This window comes from Pseudomonas sp. QE6 (genome assembly GCF_041379005.1).
Taxonomy (GTDB): Bacteria; Pseudomonadota; Gammaproteobacteria; order Pseudomonadales; family Pseudomonadaceae; genus Pseudomonas.
This window is the reverse complement of sequence record NZ_CP166873.1, coordinates 4,878,586-4,896,125: the sequence shown is the minus strand read 5'-3', so window position 1 is coordinate 4,896,125 and position 17,540 is coordinate 4,878,586. Positions and strand designations below refer to the sequence as shown.

Below are 17,540 nucleotides of genomic sequence, written 5' to 3'. Positions count from 1 at the left end.
AGCAGTCCCGCCCCCCCGGCATGCCGCCAGGCGACTGCGTCATCCTCCCTGCGCGCCTTGCCGACGGGCGGTCGTCCGCGCGCAGGTCAACGTCGCCATTCCGCTCTGGCCGGCATGGCGTGCGGTAACGACATCTTCAGCAATTCATGACGCCATCTTCACAAGCCCGGCGCTACGTTTCCCCCGGCCTGACATCTGACGATGAGCAGTGCGGTGCAGGCCCTAGGGATGGGCCGCGTCCCGGTGTGCCCCAGGGCTGCCGGGTTGGGCAGGGATGCAGTCTTGTACGCCAGCCAGCGGAAATGAAATTTCAATGCCTCTCTTCGCCCGGAACGTGCGACGACTCCTTGCCAAGCGCTTGCTTCTGGTTCCCCTGGTGGTGCTCGCCCTGGGGCTGATCAGCGGTTTCTGGCTCATCCGCCCGCCGGCCGCCGAGAACATCGCGCATGACCCGGCCAGCCTCGATGCGTTGCGCGAGCATTGGCGCAAGGGCGACCTGATCGTCCTGGTGCGTCATGCCGAGCGTTGCGACCGCTCCAGCTCCCCGTGCCTGGCCTCGCCCGAGGGCATTACCGTTCGCGCCCAGGCTGCTGCCCATGAATTGGGTGAGCATTTCCGCGTGCTCGGCCTTGCCGACAGCGACATCCTCAGCAGCCCGAAGATTCGCGCGGAACAGACCGCCGCCTCGATGTTCGACCAGGCGCCGGCAGAGCAGGAATGGCTGGCCAGCTGCCAGGGTTCGATGCTGCGCGATGCCCGCCAGCACAAGGCTCCCCACCGCAACCTGATCCTGGTGACCCACAGCGAGTGCATCGAGGATCTGGAGGCCACCGTCAGCATCGCCGAACCGGCGACGCCCGACTATGCGTCGTCGCTGTTCCTCATCAGCGATGGCAGCGCCGCGCCCAAACTGCTCGGCTATCTGGACGCCGATCAATGGGCCGCCGTCGCACCGATCCGCTGATCCGGCCGGAACCTGCACTAGGTTTCCACCTGCCCAGGCCGGGCATGGCGCTGCGACGTTCTAGGGGTGTGAGCGTCTGATGGCCGTCCAGCATGAGCTGGAGCGTTGCATCAGCGCGCGCTGAGGTTGCGGGGCGTGCCACCCAGTTTGTAGCGCTCCAGCTCCTGCGGCGAGAGCACGCGCATTTTCTGCGGTTCGATACCCTGCATGTCATCGGCCAGGGTGAGTGGGATGTCCATGTCGCGCAGGTAGCTGCGGGCGTTGTAGGCGCCGCTGGCCAGGGACGAGTCGCCGGCGGGGTAGTAGGGCCGGTGCAGGCCGACGTAACCGCGCACCGTCTTGCGCTTGCCGGCGGCCAGCAGGTAGACGCACGAGCCCTGGCACACGCTGTTGGTCGGCACCAGGGTCTCGAAGCCGGACTCGCGCAGCAGACGCCCCATCTTGATCGACTCCGCGGCGCTGCCGCCGATGCTGTCGAGCAGTGCCACCTTGCGCGCGAACTTGCCGGGGTTGCCCATCAGGCCCTTGAGCAGCCGCTCGTAGTCCCCCGGCGCGATGTCCTCGGAAATGCGCACCGCCAGCACCGGACCGACCTTGTTGTGCTGTACCGGCTGCACCTCGACCTTGGCCTGGGCGGTGGCGGAGCACAGGAGGGTGGCGCAGAGCAGGGTGACGCGGCGCATGGGCAGGAAGTCCTGTCAGAGGTGCATTCGGAAGGCGCCGAAGATACCTCGAAGCGCTGGCGCCTTGCACCCCTCGGTTGGTCAGCGGGGTTCAGCTCGCCCTGGACAGGCAGGTGCGCAGCAGGCGTCGCACCGACTTGTTGATCTTGCGGCGTTCTACCTCTTCCGGACCGAACCAGCGGCAATCGGCGATTTCGTTCAGCGGTACCGGTTGCTGGGCGGGGTCGATCGGCGTCTCGAACACGTAATGCAGCGTCTGGTACAGCTCCAGCGGCGCGAGGTAGCTGAGCTGCGCCGCGTGCAGGCCGGTTTCTTCGTTCAGTTCGCGCAGGGCTGCCTGGCCTGGGCGCTCATCGCGCTCGATGCGCCCGCCGGGCAGGTTCCATTTCGACTTGGCCTTGCGCACGAAGAGAATCTTGTCGTCGAGACGGCAGATGACCGTTGCGCGTTCCTTCAGCGATTTACCCATGACGGCACCTCTGCGGCAAAACCAGTAACTCTGCAAACCTCGGACGCGTTGCCATGGATGAAGAATTGCTTGGTGGGGTAGTCAGTTACGGAAATGAAGTGCGCGGATGGTAAGGACCGGATTTCGGCGGCGTCTGTAGGGGATTTCCCAGCATCCTGCATCGACATCCTGACTCTAGAACGTCCAGGCGATTTTTTCTTCAGACGGCCGAAGGCCGCTTCACGTTCCTTGAGAGTTTTCCCCATGACCCTTTCTCCTTACCGGCAGAGCGCGGGTGCGTTTTTCCGTAAGCATAAGACGTCGGGAGAAAATCTCCATAGGCCGAATGAGTTAGGAGAATGATCTCGACTCGGGATGAAGATCAGGGTTGGGATTCAACCAGTACGGGGAGGCGTACGCGTGCCTGGAGGCCGCCCTCGGGACGGTTGCTCAGCTGCACGTCGCCGCCCAGGCGCTGCACCGCCCGGCTCACGATGGACAGGCCCAGGCCGGCCCCGTTGGGGTTGCCTTCGCTGTAGAAGCGTTCGAAAGCCCGCTCCAGCCGGGCTTCTTCGATCCCCGGACCGCTGTCCTGCACGGTCAGCAGCAGGTCGCCGCCCTGGCGTTCGAGGGCGACGCGCACACTGGCGCCGGCGGGGGAGAAGTTCACCGCGTTGCTGACCAGATTCTGCAGGACGACTTCCAGCGCGCCGCGATCGCTTCGTGTGAGGTAGTCGCCGCTGGCGATCTCCAGGTCCGGTTCGACCTGCTGGCGCAGCATCCAGGGCGTCAGTTCGGCGAGGCTGTCGGTGACCAGCGCCTGTACATCCAGCGCTTTCCAGTGGCTGCGGTTGGACGCCGGCTCCAGGCGCGCCAGGGTCAGCAACTGGTTGACCACGCGGCTGAGGCGGTCGACCCCGTCGATCAGGAAGCCCAGCGCCTGCTGGCGCTCCTGTTCGTTGTCCGCCTGTGCGGCGTTCTGTGCGTGCAGGCGCAGGACCGCCAGGGGCGTGCGCATCTCATGGGCGGCGTCGGCGATGAAGCGGTGTTCGCGCTGAAGCAGGGATTCCACCTGGCTGAGCAGGCGGTTGAGGGCCGCCTGCATCGGTTCCAGCTCGCGCGGCAACGGTACCAGTTGCAGGGGCTCCAGCGAGTCGGGGTGCCGGCCGCGGATCACCCGCGCCATGTTCTGCAAAGGCTCCAGTCCCCAGCCGATGGCCAGCCAGACCAGCAGCGCCAGCGCCAGGCTGCCGGCCAGGTAGGGCATCAGCGTATGGCGCACGATGCGGCCGACCAGGTCGTCGCGCACGTCGTAACGCTCGCCGACCCAGATCACCAGCTTCTGCGCCTGCACTGGAAGCACGAAGCTTCGCCATTGCTGAGCGTCGCGGGTCTCGTTGCTGAAGCCGGGAGCCTGGGGGGGCTTATCGAACGACGGCGCGCTGGGGGAACGCACATGCAGCTCGCCGTCATCGCTCCAGACGGCGAACGCCAGTTTGTTTTCGTAAGGGTGGCCTGGACGCCCCTCGCCGGACTGGCTCAGGGCTTCATTGAACGCGCGGTAAAGCGTCTGTCGCTCGGTACCGGCCAGCGGCAGGCTCATCACACCCTGCAGCAGACGGGCGTTCTGCGCCAGGTGGGCGTCGTAGATTTCGGCGATCTCGTGGCTGCTGTCATGGTAGTTGTACAGCGCCAGCAGACCGGTGCCTGCCAGCAACAGGAGCATCACCCGCCACAGCGTGCGGCTGCGCAACGAGCGCATCAGGCTTCCACCAGATAACCGATGCCGCGCACCGTGCGGATCAGGCCGCTGAACAGCTTCTTGCGCAGGTGCGAGATGTGCACTTCCAGGGTGTTGCTTTCGGCGCTTTCATCCCAGCCATAGAGCAACTGGGTCAGGCGGTCGCGGGTGAAGACCTTGCCCGGTTGGGCCAGCAGTTCGTGCAGCAGCTGGTACTCCTTGGGCGTGAGCACCACGAGCTGGCCCTGGAAGTGGACCTGCTGGGTGGAGGGGTCGAGGCTGACCCCGGCATGCTCGATCAGCACCCTTGCCCGGCCGCTGCTGCGGCGCAGCAGCGCGCGCAGGCGGGCCCGCAGTTCGTCGAGGTCGAAGGGCTTTACCAGATAGTCGTCGGCACCCGCGTCCAGCCCGGCGATGCGGTCGTCGGTTGCGTCGCGGGCGGTGAGGATGAGCACCGGGACCGTCGAGCCGGAGGCGCGCAGGCGGCCGAGCACCTGCAGGCCGTCGAGCCTGGGCAGCCCGAGGTCGAGCACCACCAGGTCGAACTCCTCGGTCTGCAAGGCGTGCAACGCGCTGGCGCCATCCTGCAACCAGTCGATGGTGTAGCCCTCCTGGCGCAGACCGGTGCGTACGCCTTCGCCCAGGGCCTGGTCATCCTCCACCAACAGCAAACGCATGCTCAGTCCTGTTTTGCCTGGATTTCCCTGAGTAAAGCATCGATCTCGGAGCGTCGTCCCTGATCGGCCACTTCGCGACCTGGGCGCGGGGGCGCCTGCAGGGCTTTCTGCAGTGCCGCGCGGGCTTCGCCGTAGCGTTTTTCGCGGAACAGGTGATCGCCCCAGAAGTACAGCGGGTCGATGCCGTTCGGGTTCAGCTGCAGGGCCTTGAGCAACATCTCGGCCGCCTTGTCGCTATCGCCGAAGCCGATCGGCCAGCCCGGGACACGATCATAGAGTGCACCGAGGCTGGTGTAGGCCGAGCCCTGCAGTGCGCTCGGGTCCAGCGCCAGGGCTTTTTCCAGGCTGGCGCGGGCGTCCTTCACTTTGCTCAGCGCCCCCAGGCCGCCGGTGGCGCCGGCCCAGCTGCTGCTGACGATGCCGTTCCAGATCCAGGCTTCGGCGGCCTGTGGCGATTCCTGGGTGAAACGCTGGCTGTCCGTTGCCAGTTTCTCGAAGGCGGCGGCGCGCTGGGTTTCCGGCGTACGGTACTGGATCTGCGCCCAGCGTTGCTGGATGTCCGCCAGGCGCTGGGCTGCGGCGGGGTCGAGCGCCCAGCTCAGCGGCGCGGCCAGCAGCAGGGCGGCGAAGGCCAGTATGTGTTTCATCGGGATTGCTCCTCATGGCGGCTGTGGCGGCGGATCAGCGGCAGTTGCTTGCGCAGCGCGCGGTCGACGATGCCGGGCAGCATGCCGTTGATGCGCACGAAGAGTTTTTCCGGCCATCCCAGGTACAGCTCGCTGCGCCTGCCTTCGATGGCCGCGAGCACGGAACGGGCGACGTCGCGAGGATCGTCGGTGCTGGCCTTCAGCGCTTCGTTGAGCGCCATCGCCGCCGCGCTGTTCATGCTGGTGCGGGTGGCGCGCGGGGCGACGTAGAGCACGTCCACCGAGGTGTCCGCCAGTTCGCGGCGCAAGGCCTCGGAGAAGCCGCGCAGGGCGAACTTGGTGGCGCAGTAGACCGCATAGCCCGGATAGCCGATGGAGCCGTAGATGGAGCCGACATTGACCACCAGTGCATGGTGCTGCTCGCGCAGGATCGGCAGCAACAGGCGGGTGAGATGCAGGGTGGCGGCGATGTTCAGCTCGATCATGTCGTCCAGCCGCGACTCTTCCAACTGGTCGAGCATGGCGAACTGGTTGACCCCGGCGGCGTTGATCAGCAGGTTGATCCCGCCGAGGCGTCGTACGCCCTCCAGCAGGGCCTGGCGATCGGAGCCATTGCGCAGGTCGGCGGCCTGCCAGCGCAGACGTTCCGGGTAGCGCCGCATCAGCTCGTCCAGGGCCCCGGCGTGGCGGCTGACCGCCAGGACCTGGGCGCCGGCCGCGCAGAGCTGTTCGGCCAGTTGCAGGCCGATGCCGCCACTGGCGCCGGTGAGTACCACACGGCACTCAGACAAGCGCATGCTGCACCTCGTCCTGCTGTGCCAGGGCACGGGGCAGGCCACGGAACATGTCGGCATACAGGCGGTAGACGACCTTTGCCGAGTGGATTACCGCTTCCTGGTCGGCCGGGTCCTCCAGGCGGTTCATCAAGCGGCGGTAGGTCTGCATGTGGTCCTGGTCCAGCGCGCCGTGGGAACTCAGGTAGCTGAAGGCTTCCCGGGGCAGGCCCAGGCTACGGGCAATGGTGCCGGCGGCCTGGGTGGCCAGGGCGATGCTGGTGCCTTCGAGCACGTTGACCATGCCGAACAGTCCCACCGGATTGCCGCGCTGGATGAGGTCATAAAGAAACGCCACCATCAGCTCGATGGCCAGCGACGGGCGACCGGTTCGTACCGCCTCCGCGTCCCCTCCACAGGCGGTGATGTCATCGAGAATCCAGCGTTCGTGGCCGTATTCGTCGTCGATGTACTCGCACACCGCGCCGCGCAGCCACTCCAGGTGCGAGGGCAGGCGCGCGCCGCAGGCCATCATCAGCGGCACGGTGTGGCGAACGTGGTGGTAGGCCTGGCCCAGGAAGGCGATGTAGCCCTCCAGGCTGACGGTTCCGGACAGTGCCTCGCGGATCACCGGGACGCTGAACAGCGCCTCGCGCTCCTGGGCCGTGGCGGATTGCAGGGTGTCGAAGAAGGGCATGGGGCACTACCTCACTCAGTGACCATTTCGGAAAGGGCTTCGCGGTATCGCTCAAGGATGGCCGCCCGGCGCGGGCGGCCGTTGGCGGTGAGCAGGCCGCTGGCGCTGCTGAAGGGTTCGGGCAGACGCGCCCAGCGGTGCACGCGGGCGTAGTCCGGCAGCAGCTCGTTGCACTGGCGCACCGCCTGCTCCAGCGCCTGGTCGGTGCAGGCCGGGTCCACCGGCCAGAGCAGCGCCAGGTTCTGGTGCAGGCCTTCGCCATGGACGAAGGCCTGGAGCACCACGCCATTCTGCGTCAGCTCGGCTTCGATCCATTCCGGATTGACGTTGCGACCGAAGCTGGTGATGAACTGGTTCTTCTTGCGGCCGGCGAGGTACAGGTAGCCGTCGTCGTCGAAGCGGCCGATGTCGCCGGTGGGCCACCACTGTCCGAGGTGCGGCGGCTCGCCAAGGTAGCCGAGCAGGGCCGAGCCGCTGACCAGTACCTCGCCGTCGTCGGCCAGCTTCACCTGCACGTGGGGCAGGGGACGGCCGACGCTGCCCGGCCGCACTGCGCCGGGGCGGTTCAGGCAGACCACCGAGGCGCACTCGGAAAGCCCATAGCCTTCGAACACCGGCAGACCGACGGCGGCGGCGCGCTGCAGCAGGGAGGGCGCCACCCGTGCGCCGCCCACGGCGACGAACTTCAGCGGGCCGACGCGCATCACGCCGCGCTCGATGGCAGTGACCAGGCCGAGCAGCAACTGCGGCACCAGGATCAGGCTTTGCGCACCGCTCAGGGCGATGGCACCGAGCAGCCGCTTCCAGTCCACGCTGCTCGATCCGGCCAGGCCTATCTGCTCGCTGGGCAGCAGGGTCAGCGTGGCGCCGGCGCACAGGGCGGCATACAGGCCGAGGTTTTCCAGCAGCACCGCCAGCGGCAGGATGGCCAGGTAGCGGCTGGGCTCGGCGGGCCGGCTGGCGGCTTCCAGCTCGCGCGCGACGCGCAGCATGGCGCCGGCATCCAGGCACACGCCCTTGGGCGCGCCGGTGCTGCCGGAGGTGTAGGTGATCTTCGCCGTCCCCAGGGGCAGGCCGGCGTCCACCACGGCGGGGCGGTACCAGAAGGTCTCGCCACGGCTGAAACCGTTGTTGCGCAGCTCGTCCTCCATGGTGGGCTCCACCAGGGCCAGGCTGGCCTGGCTCTGCATCAGGCAATGGGCGCGCTGGGAGGGGCTGAAGAAGGGCGGCAGGATCAGACAGGGGCGTTCACTGAATAACGCGGCCAGGTCCCAGATCAGCGCCTCCGGGCCATTGTCCAGGGCCAGGGCAAAGGCACCGCTGGGTTGCGCGGCGAGATGCGCGGCGCGTTGCTCCACGGCCTCCAGCATCTGCGCGTAGCTGTAGCGCTGGGTCGCGCCACGCAGTGCCAGACGCTCGCCATGGTCGCGGGCGTGGTGGCGCAGATGATGCAGGAAGTCTTCCAGCTCAGGCCGCATGTTCGTGCCTCGCGCGGTAGAGCAGCACCGGGAAGCCCAGGCGCTGGTAGGCCCCGCTGTTCTCGAGCTGCTCATGGCCGTAGCGGATGCTGCCGGTGAACACCTGGGGATGCTGGTCGTAGTAATTGCCCCAGTCGGCCATTTCGCCATTCAGCCGCGTCGGGTCGGCCGTCGCCAGTACCGTCGGCTCCAGGCCCAGGCGATGGAAACTGTTGATCAGTGTCGCCGCGCCGGTGAACGCGACCCAGCGTAGCCCGCGGGCGGCCAGCAGCCAGGTCACTGCGGCGATGATCAGGCGTGCGCTGCCGGCATTACGGGCGGCCAGATTGCCCACTTCCACCAGTTCCTGGCGCGGCACGGCGTAACCGGCGATGCGCGATACCGGTTCCTCCAGCGGCTCATCCAGGTAGCGTTCGAGGAACAGCGGTTCCTCCAGTGCCAGTCGGATGCCGGCCACCGCCACCAGTGCACCGTGGCGGTCGCGCAGGCTGAGCAGCTCGGGCAGGTAGTGGTGCACGTCGGCATGGTGGACGCGGTCGAAGCGCTCATGCACGAAGGCTTCGATCTCGTGTCGCTGCGGATCGTCCCGGCCGATCAGGCACAGGCTCGCCAGGTGCGTGCCGCGCGGCCCGAAACGGAACGGAAACAACGACTCCCATTCGGATTGCGTCATGACTCCCCCCACGATGGTGATAATTCGTTGGGGGGAGTATTTGCCGCGAATCTGAATGCAGTCTTAAGAGGCGCGCCGCTCAGGCCATGTCGCTGTGCGCGAACTCCTCGGCAAGAAAGTCCAGCAGTGCCCTTACCGATGGCAGCAGCCCACGCCGCGAGGGAAACACCGCATGGACCACCCCGGTGCGTGGCGCCCAGTCGGGCAGCAGGTTGACCAGGCTGCCGTTGTTGAGGTCCTCGCACACCACCACCGCCGGCAAGTGCACCGCGCCGACCCCGGCCAGCGCGGCCTGGCGCAGCGCCATCAGGTCGTCGGTGACCAGCCGCGGATGGTGGCGCACCTGGGCGCTGGCGCCCTTGGGTCCGTCCAGTTGCCAGTGGTATTCGCGCTGCGCCGAGCCCCAGTGCAACGTGGGCAACGCCGCCACGTCGGCGGGGATCGGTCGCGCCGTCAGTCGCTCGCGCAGCGACGGTGCACCCACCACGCGCTGGCCGCTCTCGCCCAGCACCTTCATCACCAGGTCAGTGCTTTCCAGCGGTGGGAAGCGCACCCGCAGGGCGACGTCGATGCCTTCCTGGATCAGGTCCACCTGGCGGTTGGTGGCCTCCACGTGCAGCGCCACCAGCGGGTGCTCGACCATGAAGCGCGCCAGCATCGGGCCGACCCAGAAGTTCAGCAGAGCGATGGGGCAACTCAGCCGCACCACGCCCTGCGGCTCGGAGCGGTGGCGCTCGATCACCTCGGCCGCACCCTCGGCTTCCACCAGCATCGCCAGGCAGTGGCGGTAGTACTCCTGGCCGATCTCGGTCACCGAGAAATGCCGGGTGGAGCGCTGGATCAGGCGTACGCCCAGGCGCTCTTCCAGCGAGGCGATGCGCCGGCTGAGCTTCGACTTGGGCTGGTCCAGGGCGCGTCCGGCGGGGGCGAAACCGCCGTGCTCGACCACCTGGGCGAAGTAAAAGAGATCGTTGAGGTCTTCCATTGCAGTGTTCTCCAGATGGAACTCTGAGGTGAATTATCGCCGTCTACTGGTCTCAGTGTTGCAGATTTATCGTGTCTCCATGCACTACAGGAGGCACCCCATGAAACAGATTCTCGGTATCTACAGCGCACCCCGACCGCACTGGGTCGGCGATGGTTTCCCGGTTCGCTCGCTGTTCTCCTACGACAACCTGGGCGAGCACCTGAGCCCCTTCCTGCTGCTGGACCATGCCGGCCCGCATGACTTCACTCCCAGCGACAGCCCACGCGGCGTCGGCCAGCACCCGCACCGCGGCTTCGAGACGGTGACCATCGTCTACCAGGGCGAACTGGAGCACCGCGATTCCAGCGGCGGCGGCGGGCGCATCGGCCCCGGCGACGTGCAGTGGATGACCGCCGGCGACGGCATCCTCCACGAGGAATTCCATTCGCCGGACTTCAGCCGCAGCGGCGGCACGCTGCACATGGCGCAGCTCTGGGTGAACCTGCCGGCGCGCGACAAACGCACCGCGCCGGCCTACCAGACGCTGCTGGCGGCGGACATCCCGCAGATCCAGCTGCCCGAAGGCGCCGGCACCCTGCGGGTGATCGCCGGCCGCTACGGCAACGCGGCGGGGCCGGCCCACACCTTCAGCCCGCTGGATGTCTGGGACATGCGTCTGAAGGCGGGCCACACGCTGGACCTGCGGGTCATCCCGGGGCGCAACACCGCCCTGGTGGTCCTGCGCGGCAACCTCAGCCTGGGCAGCGGTGAAAGCCTGCGCGAAGGGCAACTGGCGCTGTTCGACCGGCGCGGCGACAGCCTGCCGCTGCAAGCCGACAGCGACGCCCTGGTCCTGCTGCTCAGCGGCGAGCCGCTGAACGAGCCGATCGTTGGCTACGGCCCCTTCGTGATGAACAGCGACCGCGAAATCGGCGAGGCCATCGACGACTTCCGCGAAGGCCGCTTCGGCCAACTGAGTCGCTGACTGTCACAACCCGGACTTGGCGGGTGCCTAGTCTGGATCAACGCCCACGCCGAAGTGCGTGGGTCAGCGTGGGCCGATACGGCCCTTACGAGGAGAACCACCATGAGCAACTTCTCTCAGATCGCCAACTTCAACGGTCAGCGTCCGGTGATCGATCCCGACGACACCGCCATGCTGCTCATCGACCACCAGAGCGGCCTGTTCCAGACGGTCAAGGACATGCCCATGACCGAGTTGCGCAACAACGCCATCACCCTGGCGCGGATCGCCACCCTGGCCAAGATCCCGGTCATCACCACCGCCTCGGTGCCGCAGGGCCCCAACGGCCCGCTGATCCCGGAAATCCACGAAGCCGCGCCGCATGCCCAGTACGTAGCGCGCAAAGGCGAGATCAACGCCTGGGACAACCCCGAGTTCGTCGCCGCCGTGGAGAAGACCGGCAAGAAGACCCTGGTCATCGCCGGCACCATCACCAGCGTGTGCATGGCCTTCCCCAGCATCAGCGCGGTCAACGCCGGCTATCGGGTATTTGCCGTGATCGACGCCTCCGGCACCTATTCGAAGATGGCCCAGGAAATCACCCTGGCCCGCGTGGTACAGGCCGGCGTGGTACCGATGGACACCGCCGCGGTCGCCTCGGAAATCCAGCGCACCTGGAATCGTCCGGACGCCGCCCAATGGGCCGAGGCCTATAGCCTAATCTTCCCTCACTACCGTCTGCTGATCGAAAGCTACACCAAGGCGCAGCAGGTAGTGACCGAGCACGAAGTACTGGACTCGCAACGCTGACTCACCCCAGCCCGGCCCCGTGCCGGGCTTTCCACCTGCAAACGAGGAAACGCCATGAGCAAGCCTTACGTCCGTCTCGACAAGTCCCAGGCCGCCGTACTGCTGGTCGATCACCAGGCCGGTCTGCTCTCGCTGGTACGCGACATCGAACCGGACAAGTTCAAGAACAACGTCCTGGCCCTGGCCGACCTGGCCAAGTACTTCAAGCTGCCGACCATCCTCACCACCAGCTTCGAAACCGGCCCCAACGGCCCGCTGGTGCCGGAGCTGAAAGACCTGTTCCCCGACGCGCCCTACATCGCCCGTCCGGGCAACATCAATGCCTGGGACAACGAGGACTTCGTCAAGGCGGTCAAGGCCACCGGCAAGAAACAGCTGATCATCGCCGGCGTGGTGACCGAAGTCTGCGTGGCCTTCCCGGCGCTGTCGGCGCTGGAAGAGGGCTTCGACGTGTTCGTGGTGGCGGATGCTTCGGGCACCTTCAACGAAGTCACCCGTGACGCCGCCTGGCGCCGCATGGAAGCCGCCGGTGCGCAGCTGATGACCTGGTTCGGCGTGGCCTGCGAGCTGCACCGCGACTGGCGCAACGACATCGAGGGCCTGGCCGCGCTGTTCTCCGCGCATATCCCGGACTACCGCAACCTGATCACCAGCTACAGCCTGCTGACCGCGAACAAGTAACGCGCTCGGGAGGGCAAGGTTCGCGCGGAGGCCGGACGGGGTGCTCCCTGCGGCTCTTCGCGCAGCCTGGCGCCGGGTCATGCCCAAAGGCCTTCTCGCACGGTCACCATAGAAACACGAGAGCAAGAGGCAAATTGCACCTATGAGTCGTGGTTACAGAGCTACCGTGTCCTGAATGGTGTTTCCGGGTTTCCTACGTCCGACTGCAGTTGTGCTACGGCGATCAAGAGGCTGGAGACGGCGCTTGTGGGCCCGCAAGGCTAAAGGAACTAAGACCTTTCGCTTGAATGCTGCGACGGAACATCAGGACATTGCTGACGGAATGAATCAGGTCTCACCGCCGTAAGACTCTGCCGATTGTTCAGCGCGGTCATTCACGAAGCCTGCGCCGAGCTGTAGGAGCGACCGCTCAGCAGGACTGCAATGACCGATCCAAAGTGGCCAGTGGCATCAGGCAGAAACCGGCCCCTTCAACTCTCACCTCGAACACAAGGACTTTCGGCCAGCTCAGCTCGCCACCTGCCGGTGTCACGCGTGGGTCTGGACGCTCGATCCATGGATGGCAAAACGTACCCCGGGGAAGCGAGCTAGCTGGGGCGAAGCCGGAGCGGGTCCACCAATCCAGCCGCGATCGCCATGCCCACCAGGTCCGGCAGTGTCGCGGCCTGCATGCGCTTCATCACCCGCGCGCGGTACAGGTCGACAGTCTTCACGCTGATCTCCAGCTGCTCGGCGACTTCGCGGCTGGTGTAGCCGCGCACCAGCGGCAGGAACACGTCACGCTCGCGAGGCGTCAGGCTCGCCAGACGTTCCTCCAGTTCGCCCAGGCCTGAGCGCGACGCATGTTGGCGTTCGCCGGAGCTGAGCGCCTGCTGCACGCTGTCCAGCAGCAGTTGCTCGTTGTAGGGCTTCTCGATGAAATCCACCGCGCCGGCCTTGAAGGCACGGATGACGATGGGCACGTCGGCGTGGCCGCTGACGAAGATCACCGGCAGCTCCAGGCCGCGCCGGCGCATTTCTTCCTGTACCGCCAGACCACCGAGACCGGGCATGCGCACGTCGAGCAGCACACAGGCGTGAGCATCGTTCGGGCAGGCGTCGAGGAACTCGCGGCCGCTGGTGAATGGCCGCGCCTTCAGGCCGACCGACTCCAGCAACCAGACCGTCGAGTCGAGCATCCGCTGGTCATCGTCCACCACATACACCACCGCCGTTTCCATCACTGTCTCCGTCATTGTTCGGTTTTCCCTGCCGGTAGCCGGCACTCCAGGCGCAGACCGCCGGAAGGCGCCGCCACGGCTTCCAGCGTGCCGCCGAAGCCTTCGACGATGCCGCGACTCATGGACAGCCCCAACCCCAGGCCTTCGGGCTTGCTGGTGAAGAACGGCGTGAACATCTGCTCCAGCGCCGCCAGGCTGGCCCCCGGCCCTTCGTCTTCCACCCAGACGCAGAGCTGCCCGTCACTGTCGCGGCGGCTGCCGATGCTCACATTCGAGGGCTCGCCGGCATGGCGCTCGCGGTTGGCCTCGATGGCATTGCGCAACAGGTTGAGGAACACCTGTTCCAGCAACACGCGGTCGGCGTAGACGGGCGCCAGATTGTCCGTGAACGCCTCGCCGATGGCCACCTTTACGCTGGCCGCTTCCCAGGCGCACAGGCCCAGCGCAGCCCGCGCCACCTGGTTCAGGTCCAGCGCCTGCATGCGCCGCTGCCCCTTGCGCAGGAAGGCCCGCAGGCGACGGATCACTTCGGAGGCGTGGGCGGTGTGCTCGACGATCTGCGCCAGTCCCTGGGCCACACGCTGTGCGGCTTCCGGCTGGCTGTCGAGGGATTTCAGGTAGCGCTGGCTGGCGCTGGCGTAGTTCATCACCGCGGCCAGCGGCTGGTTCATCTCGTGGGCAATACCCGAAGCCAGTTCGCCCAGGGTCACCAGGCGCGCGGTATGCGCCAGTTCGTCCTGATGCCGGCGCTGCTGGTTCTCACGCAGTTCGCGTTCGGTCATGTCACGGGCCACCAGCGAGTAGTAGCACCCGCCGCCTGCCGCGTTATGCGCCAGCAGGACCAGCGACAACGGCGCGCCATCGCGTCCTCGCAGGCGCCCTTCGGCGCTCCAGACGCCGCTGCGCCGCGCGCGCTCCCAGCCTTCTCGTTCCAACAGGTCCAGCAGGCCATCGTCCAGCACTTGCGCAACGGACGCTGGCAGCGCTTCGCCGTCCAGCCCCAGGGCACGACGCGCCGAGGGGTTGAGGTAGGTGACGCGGCCGCCGGGATCGACGAACAGCACCAGGTCGGTATTGGCCTCGACCACTTCGGCCAGGCGTCGCAAGCCTTCCTCGGCCTGCACCCGGGCGGTGATGTCGCGGGACACGCTGACCACTTCCATCACATGGCCGGTATAGGTCTCGCGAATGGCGCGGCTGGCGGTCTCGAACCACAGGTAATGGCCGTCGCGGTGACGCAGGCGGTAGGTCAGGGTCACGTAGCCGTCCTGCACCAGGGCATCACGGGTACGCTCGGCGACCCGCTGGCGATCCTGTTCGTGCAGCAGCGGCAGCAGCTCCTTGCCGCGCAGCTCCTCCGGCCAGTAGCCGAGCAGCGTCCAGGAGGCCGGCGAGACGTCGAGCAGCCGGCCGTCGAGGGTGCGGCGGGAAATCAGGTCGGTGGTGTTCTCGATGATCTGCCGGTACAGACGGCTGGCCCTGGCCGCCTCACGCTGTTCCCGCAGCGACGCGGTGACCTCGCGGCCGTGGACCAGCACCTGGCGTTCAGCGGGCATCGGCACGAAGGTCCAGAGGAACTGCCGGCCTTCGCGCTCGCCGGTCACCTCGTGCACCGCCCGCCCCTGTTCCAGGCAGGTGCGCTGCAATTGCGCGTGGTTGCTGGGCAGCAGGTCGCTCGGCTGGCTGCCGGGGAAATCCGCGAGCAACTGGCGCAAAGCCTGGTTGCAGTCCACCAGCACGTCCGCCTCGTCCAGCACCAGCGCCGGCTGCGGATCGGCGCTGAGCAGCGGCGCAGTAAGGCGCGCCTGATGAGCCAGGGCAAGCACTTCCCCGAGCAGTTCACCGATCCAGCCGAGCCAATCCTCGGCGTCCGCACCGGCACTTTCCACCAGCAGCAACCCCGCCGCCTCGGCCCGCAACGGCAGCACCAGCGCCAGCCCCTGGCGCCAGCCGGCGCGGCGCAGGCGGCCGCTGAGCCAGCACGGCACGTCGAGCAGTTCTCCGAGAGGCAAGCGTGCACGCTTGCCCAGGCCCCCGACCAGTGCCAGGTCGTTGGCCTGCAACGGGTCACCACTGCCTGGCGGCAGGCGTGATGCGCCGGCGAGGGCTTCGAAGCTCTGGCTGCGCGGTTGCCATTCGACGTAGAGCGCACGGACCACGCCCTCGCGCCCGAGGCAAAGCCGTTGCAGGGCATCCGCCTGCACGGCGACGGGCGCCTGTTCGCGGACCAGGCGCACCAGGGTATTCAGTTCGGACATGGAAAAGGCTCGAAGGCGCTTCAAATGAATATAGTACTTATACCATACACCTTAGGTTTAACTTCCATATTCAATTCGACATTGCTATAAAACGCCGCAATGACCGGGCGACAGCCTGCCGCACCGGTCAAGACCCGCCTGCTGCCCAGCGCTCCACGGGTCACAACAGAACAATGAGCTAACAATCAGCCACAGGGTGTCCACATGTCGATCTTCGAACAGGGCTTGCCGCGCGCGGCCGTCAACCACATCGCGCTGTCGCCGCTGAGCTTCATCGAACGCACCGCCCACGTTTACCCCGAGCGTACCGCCATCATCCATGGCAGCCTGCGCCGCACCTGGAAGGAAACCTACCAGCGCTGCCGCCGCCTGGCCTCCGCCCTCGACGCCCGCGGCATCGGCCGCGGCGACACGGTGGCGGTGATGCTGCCCAACACCCCGCAGATGATCGAGGCACACTTCGGCGTACCGATGATCGGCGCGGTACTCAATACCCTCAACGTACGCCTGGACGCCGAAGCCATCGCCTTCATGCTGCAGCACGGCGAAGCCAAGGTACTGATCACCGACCGCGAATTCCACGACGTGATCCACGCCGCATTGGGCATGCTCGACCACTCACCGCTGGTGGTCGACGTGGACGACCCCGAGTACGGCGAAGGCCAGGCCGTCAGCCCGCTGGACTACGAGGCGCTGCTCGCCGAGGGCGATCCGGAATTCGCCTGGCAGTGGCCGCAGGACGAATGGGACGCCATCTCCCTCAACTACACCTCCGGCACCACCGGCAATCCCAAGGGCGTGGTCTACCACCACCGCGGCGCCTACCTGAACGCGCTGGGCAATCAGATGACCTGGTCCATGGGCCAGCATCCGGTCTACCTCTGGACCCTGCCGATGTTCCACTGCAACGGCTGGTGCTATCCCTGGACCGTTACCGCGCTGGCCGGCACCCACGTGTGCCTGCGCCGGGTCGATCCGCAGAAGATCCTCACCCTGATCCGCGAGCACCAGGTCACCCATATGTGCGGCGCCCCCATCGTGCTCAACGCGCTGATCAATATGCCCGAGTCGGCCAAGGCCGCCATCGACCACCCGGTGCACGCCATGGTCGCCGGCGCGGCTCCGCCAGCCAAGGTGATCGGAGCGGTGGAGGAAATGGGCATCAAGGTCACCCACGTCTACGGCCTGACCGAGGTCTACGGCCCGGTGACCGTCTGTGCCTGGCACGAGGAATGGGACGAGCTGTCGCTGGACGAACGCGCCCGCATCAAGTCGCGCCAGGGCGTGCGTTATCCGACCCTGGAAGGTGTGATGGTCGCCGACCCGAAGACCCTGGAGCCGGTGCCCCGCGACGGCCTGACCATCGGCGAGATCTTCATGCGCGGCAACACCGTGATGAAGGGCTACCTGAAGAACCCCACCGCCACCGAGGAATCCTTCGCCGGCGGCTGGTTCCACACCGGCGACCTGGCGGTCTGGCACCCGGACGGCTACGTGGAGATCCGCGACCGCCTCAAGGACATCATCATCTCCGGCGGCGAGAACATCTCCACCATCGAGGTCGAGGGCGTGCTCTATCGCCACCCGGCCGTGCTCGAGGCCGCAGTGGTGGCCCGCGCCGACGAACGCTGGGGCGAGACGCCCTGCGCCTTCATCACCCTCAAGGTCGAGCACGCGGCGGTCGAGCCGCAGGACATCATGAACTTCTGCCGCGAGCACCTGGCCGGATTCAAGGTGCCGCGCACCGTGGTATTCACCGACCTGCCCAAGACCTCCACCGGGAAGATCCAGAAGTTCGTCCTGCGCGACTGGGCCAACGCCCTCTGACCCCAACATCCGCCTGCCATCGTGCGCTCCCC

At 66.8% G+C, this 17,540-nt stretch carries 18 protein-coding genes; 5 read left to right on the top strand and 13 right to left on the bottom strand.

Annotation, left to right across the window (positions count from 1 at the left end; genetic code table 11):
• Positions 1-313 precede the first annotated feature (313 nt).
• Positions 314-964 carry a histidine phosphatase family protein gene (locus ACAW63_RS22365; protein WP_371228936.1) on the top strand — a complete coding sequence of 217 codons (651 nt, stop codon included), beginning with the start codon at positions 314-316 and terminating at the stop codon, positions 962-964.
• A 110-nt stretch (positions 965-1,074) separates the two neighbouring features.
• On the opposite strand, the gene ACAW63_RS22360 is transcribed toward ACAW63_RS22365, so the two are convergent.
• The 11 genes from ACAW63_RS22360 to ACAW63_RS22310 form a co-directional block, all read right to left on the bottom strand.
• The gene (locus ACAW63_RS22360; RefSeq protein WP_371228933.1) at positions 1,075-1,647 is read right to left on the bottom strand and encodes a hypothetical protein; all 573 of its coding nucleotides are present in this window, start codon (positions 1,645-1,647) and stop codon (positions 1,075-1,077) included.
• A 91-nt stretch (positions 1,648-1,738) separates the two neighbouring features.
• Positions 1,739-2,116: an NUDIX hydrolase gene (locus ACAW63_RS22355; RefSeq protein WP_371228930.1), complete on the bottom strand. Its 378-nt coding sequence runs from the start codon at positions 2,114-2,116 to the stop codon at positions 1,739-1,741.
• A complete protein-coding gene (locus tag ACAW63_RS22350) occupies positions 2,101-2,361 on the bottom strand; it encodes a hypothetical protein (protein WP_371228927.1) in 261 nt (86 codons plus the stop codon). The genes ACAW63_RS22355 and ACAW63_RS22350 overlap by 16 nt, the downstream gene beginning before the upstream one ends.
• Before the next feature lie 116 nt (positions 2,362-2,477).
• On the bottom strand, positions 2,478-3,857 hold the full coding sequence (locus ACAW63_RS22345) for an ATP-binding protein (RefSeq protein WP_371228924.1): 1,380 nt from the start codon (positions 3,855-3,857) through the stop codon (positions 2,478-2,480).
• Entirely contained in the window at positions 3,857-4,513 is a 657-nt protein-coding gene (locus ACAW63_RS22340; RefSeq protein ID WP_371228921.1) for a response regulator, read from the bottom strand. Before ACAW63_RS22340 ends, ACAW63_RS22345 begins: the two co-directional genes overlap by 1 nt.
• Positions 4,514-4,515: 2 nt before the next feature.
• Complete coding sequence (locus tag ACAW63_RS22335; protein ID WP_371228918.1) at positions 4,516-5,160, bottom strand: hypothetical protein; 645 nt, start codon at positions 5,158-5,160, stop codon at positions 4,516-4,518.
• Positions 5,157-5,957, bottom strand: coding sequence for an SDR family oxidoreductase (locus tag ACAW63_RS22330; RefSeq protein WP_371228915.1), 801 nt, complete (start codon positions 5,955-5,957; stop codon positions 5,157-5,159). The genes ACAW63_RS22335 and ACAW63_RS22330 overlap by 4 nt, the downstream gene beginning before the upstream one ends.
• Complete coding sequence (locus ACAW63_RS22325; RefSeq protein WP_371228912.1) at positions 5,944-6,630, bottom strand: TenA family transcriptional regulator; 687 nt, start codon at positions 6,628-6,630, stop codon at positions 5,944-5,946. The genes ACAW63_RS22330 and ACAW63_RS22325 overlap by 14 nt, the downstream gene beginning before the upstream one ends.
• 11 nt (positions 6,631-6,641) lie before the next feature.
• Positions 6,642-8,108 (bottom strand): AMP-binding protein, encoded by a 1,467-nt coding sequence (locus ACAW63_RS22320; protein ID WP_371228909.1) that lies wholly within the window; start codon positions 8,106-8,108, stop codon positions 6,642-6,644.
• Positions 8,098-8,781 (bottom strand): thermostable hemolysin, encoded by a 684-nt coding sequence (locus tag ACAW63_RS22315; RefSeq protein ID WP_371228906.1) that lies wholly within the window; start codon positions 8,779-8,781, stop codon positions 8,098-8,100. Before ACAW63_RS22315 ends, ACAW63_RS22320 begins: the two co-directional genes overlap by 11 nt.
• 79 nt (positions 8,782-8,860) lie before the next feature.
• Positions 8,861-9,766, bottom strand: coding sequence for a LysR family transcriptional regulator (locus ACAW63_RS22310; protein WP_371228903.1), 906 nt, complete (start codon positions 9,764-9,766; stop codon positions 8,861-8,863).
• Between the two features lie 100 nt (positions 9,767-9,866).
• Between ACAW63_RS22310 and ACAW63_RS22305 the strand changes: the two genes are divergently transcribed.
• The 3 genes from ACAW63_RS22305 (at position 9,867) to ycaC (ending at position 12,203) form a co-directional block, all read left to right on the top strand.
• Entirely contained in the window at positions 9,867-10,733 is an 867-nt protein-coding gene (locus tag ACAW63_RS22305) for a pirin family protein (protein WP_371228900.1), read from the top strand.
• 102 nt (positions 10,734-10,835) lie between these two features.
• Entirely contained in the window at positions 10,836-11,522 is a 687-nt protein-coding gene (locus ACAW63_RS22300) for a hydrolase (RefSeq protein ID WP_371228897.1), read from the top strand.
• Between the two features lie 54 nt (positions 11,523-11,576).
• Complete coding sequence (gene ycaC, locus ACAW63_RS22295) at positions 11,577-12,203, top strand: isochorismate family cysteine hydrolase YcaC (RefSeq protein ID WP_371228894.1); 627 nt, start codon at positions 11,577-11,579, stop codon at positions 12,201-12,203.
• A gap of 587 nt (positions 12,204-12,790) precedes the next feature.
• Here the strand turns inward: ycaC and ACAW63_RS22290 are convergent.
• Both ACAW63_RS22290 and ACAW63_RS22285 read right to left on the bottom strand, forming a co-directional pair.
• Entirely contained in the window at positions 12,791-13,423 is a 633-nt protein-coding gene (locus ACAW63_RS22290) for a response regulator transcription factor (RefSeq protein WP_371234757.1), read from the bottom strand.
• Positions 13,424-13,434: 11 nt separating this feature from the next.
• Positions 13,435-15,681, bottom strand: coding sequence for a PAS domain S-box protein (locus ACAW63_RS22285; protein ID WP_371228892.1), 2,247 nt, complete (start codon positions 15,679-15,681; stop codon positions 13,435-13,437).
• Positions 15,682-15,885: 204 nt separating this feature from the next.
• On the opposite strand from ACAW63_RS22285, the gene ACAW63_RS22280 reads away from it, so the two are divergent.
• Positions 15,886-17,508, top strand: coding sequence for an acyl-CoA synthetase (locus ACAW63_RS22280; RefSeq protein ID WP_371228890.1), 1,623 nt, complete (start codon positions 15,886-15,888; stop codon positions 17,506-17,508).
• Positions 17,509-17,540: the final 32 nt, after the last annotated feature.

Excerpts from the sequence above, each read along its gene's own strand:
- ACAW63_RS22325 (WP_371228912.1), bottom strand. The coding sequence starts at position 6,630 with ATGCCCTTCTTCGACACCCTGCAATCCGCCACGGCCCAGGAGCGCGAG.
- ycaC (WP_371228894.1), top strand. The coding sequence starts at position 11,577 with ATGAGCAAGCCTTACGTCCGTCTCGACAAGTCCCAGGCCGCCGTACTG.
- ACAW63_RS22340 (WP_371228921.1), bottom strand. The coding sequence starts at position 4,513 with ATGCGTTTGCTGTTGGTGGAGGATGACCAGGCCCTGGGCGAAGGCGTA.
- ACAW63_RS22330 (WP_371228915.1), bottom strand. The coding sequence starts at position 5,957 with ATGCGCTTGTCTGAGTGCCGTGTGGTACTCACCGGCGCCAGTGGCGGC.
- ACAW63_RS22285 (WP_371228892.1), bottom strand. The coding sequence starts at position 15,681 with ATGTCCGAACTGAATACCCTGGTGCGCCTGGTCCGCGAACAGGCGCCC.
- ACAW63_RS22290 (WP_371234757.1), bottom strand. The coding sequence starts at position 13,423 with ATGGAAACGGCGGTGGTGTATGTGGTGGACGATGACCAGCGGATGCTC.
- ACAW63_RS22365 (WP_371228936.1), top strand. The coding sequence starts at position 314 with ATGCCTCTCTTCGCCCGGAACGTGCGACGACTCCTTGCCAAGCGCTTG.
- ACAW63_RS22300 (WP_371228897.1), top strand. The coding sequence starts at position 10,836 with ATGAGCAACTTCTCTCAGATCGCCAACTTCAACGGTCAGCGTCCGGTG.
- ACAW63_RS22280 (WP_371228890.1), top strand. The coding sequence starts at position 15,886 with ATGTCGATCTTCGAACAGGGCTTGCCGCGCGCGGCCGTCAACCACATC.
- ACAW63_RS22350 (WP_371228927.1), bottom strand. The coding sequence starts at position 2,361 with ATGGGGAAAACTCTCAAGGAACGTGAAGCGGCCTTCGGCCGTCTGAAG.
- ACAW63_RS22360 (WP_371228933.1), bottom strand. The coding sequence starts at position 1,647 with ATGCGCCGCGTCACCCTGCTCTGCGCCACCCTCCTGTGCTCCGCCACC.
- ACAW63_RS22320 (WP_371228909.1), bottom strand. The coding sequence starts at position 8,108 with ATGCGGCCTGAGCTGGAAGACTTCCTGCATCATCTGCGCCACCACGCC.
- ACAW63_RS22315 (WP_371228906.1), bottom strand. The coding sequence starts at position 8,781 with ATGACGCAATCCGAATGGGAGTCGTTGTTTCCGTTCCGTTTCGGGCCG.
- ACAW63_RS22355 (WP_371228930.1), bottom strand. The coding sequence starts at position 2,116 with ATGGGTAAATCGCTGAAGGAACGCGCAACGGTCATCTGCCGTCTCGAC.
- ACAW63_RS22345 (WP_371228924.1), bottom strand. The coding sequence starts at position 3,857 with ATGCGCTCGTTGCGCAGCCGCACGCTGTGGCGGGTGATGCTCCTGTTG.
- ACAW63_RS22310 (WP_371228903.1), bottom strand. The coding sequence starts at position 9,766 with ATGGAAGACCTCAACGATCTCTTTTACTTCGCCCAGGTGGTCGAGCAC.
- ACAW63_RS22335 (WP_371228918.1), bottom strand. The coding sequence starts at position 5,160 with ATGAAACACATACTGGCCTTCGCCGCCCTGCTGCTGGCCGCGCCGCTG.
- ACAW63_RS22305 (WP_371228900.1), top strand. The coding sequence starts at position 9,867 with ATGAAACAGATTCTCGGTATCTACAGCGCACCCCGACCGCACTGGGTC.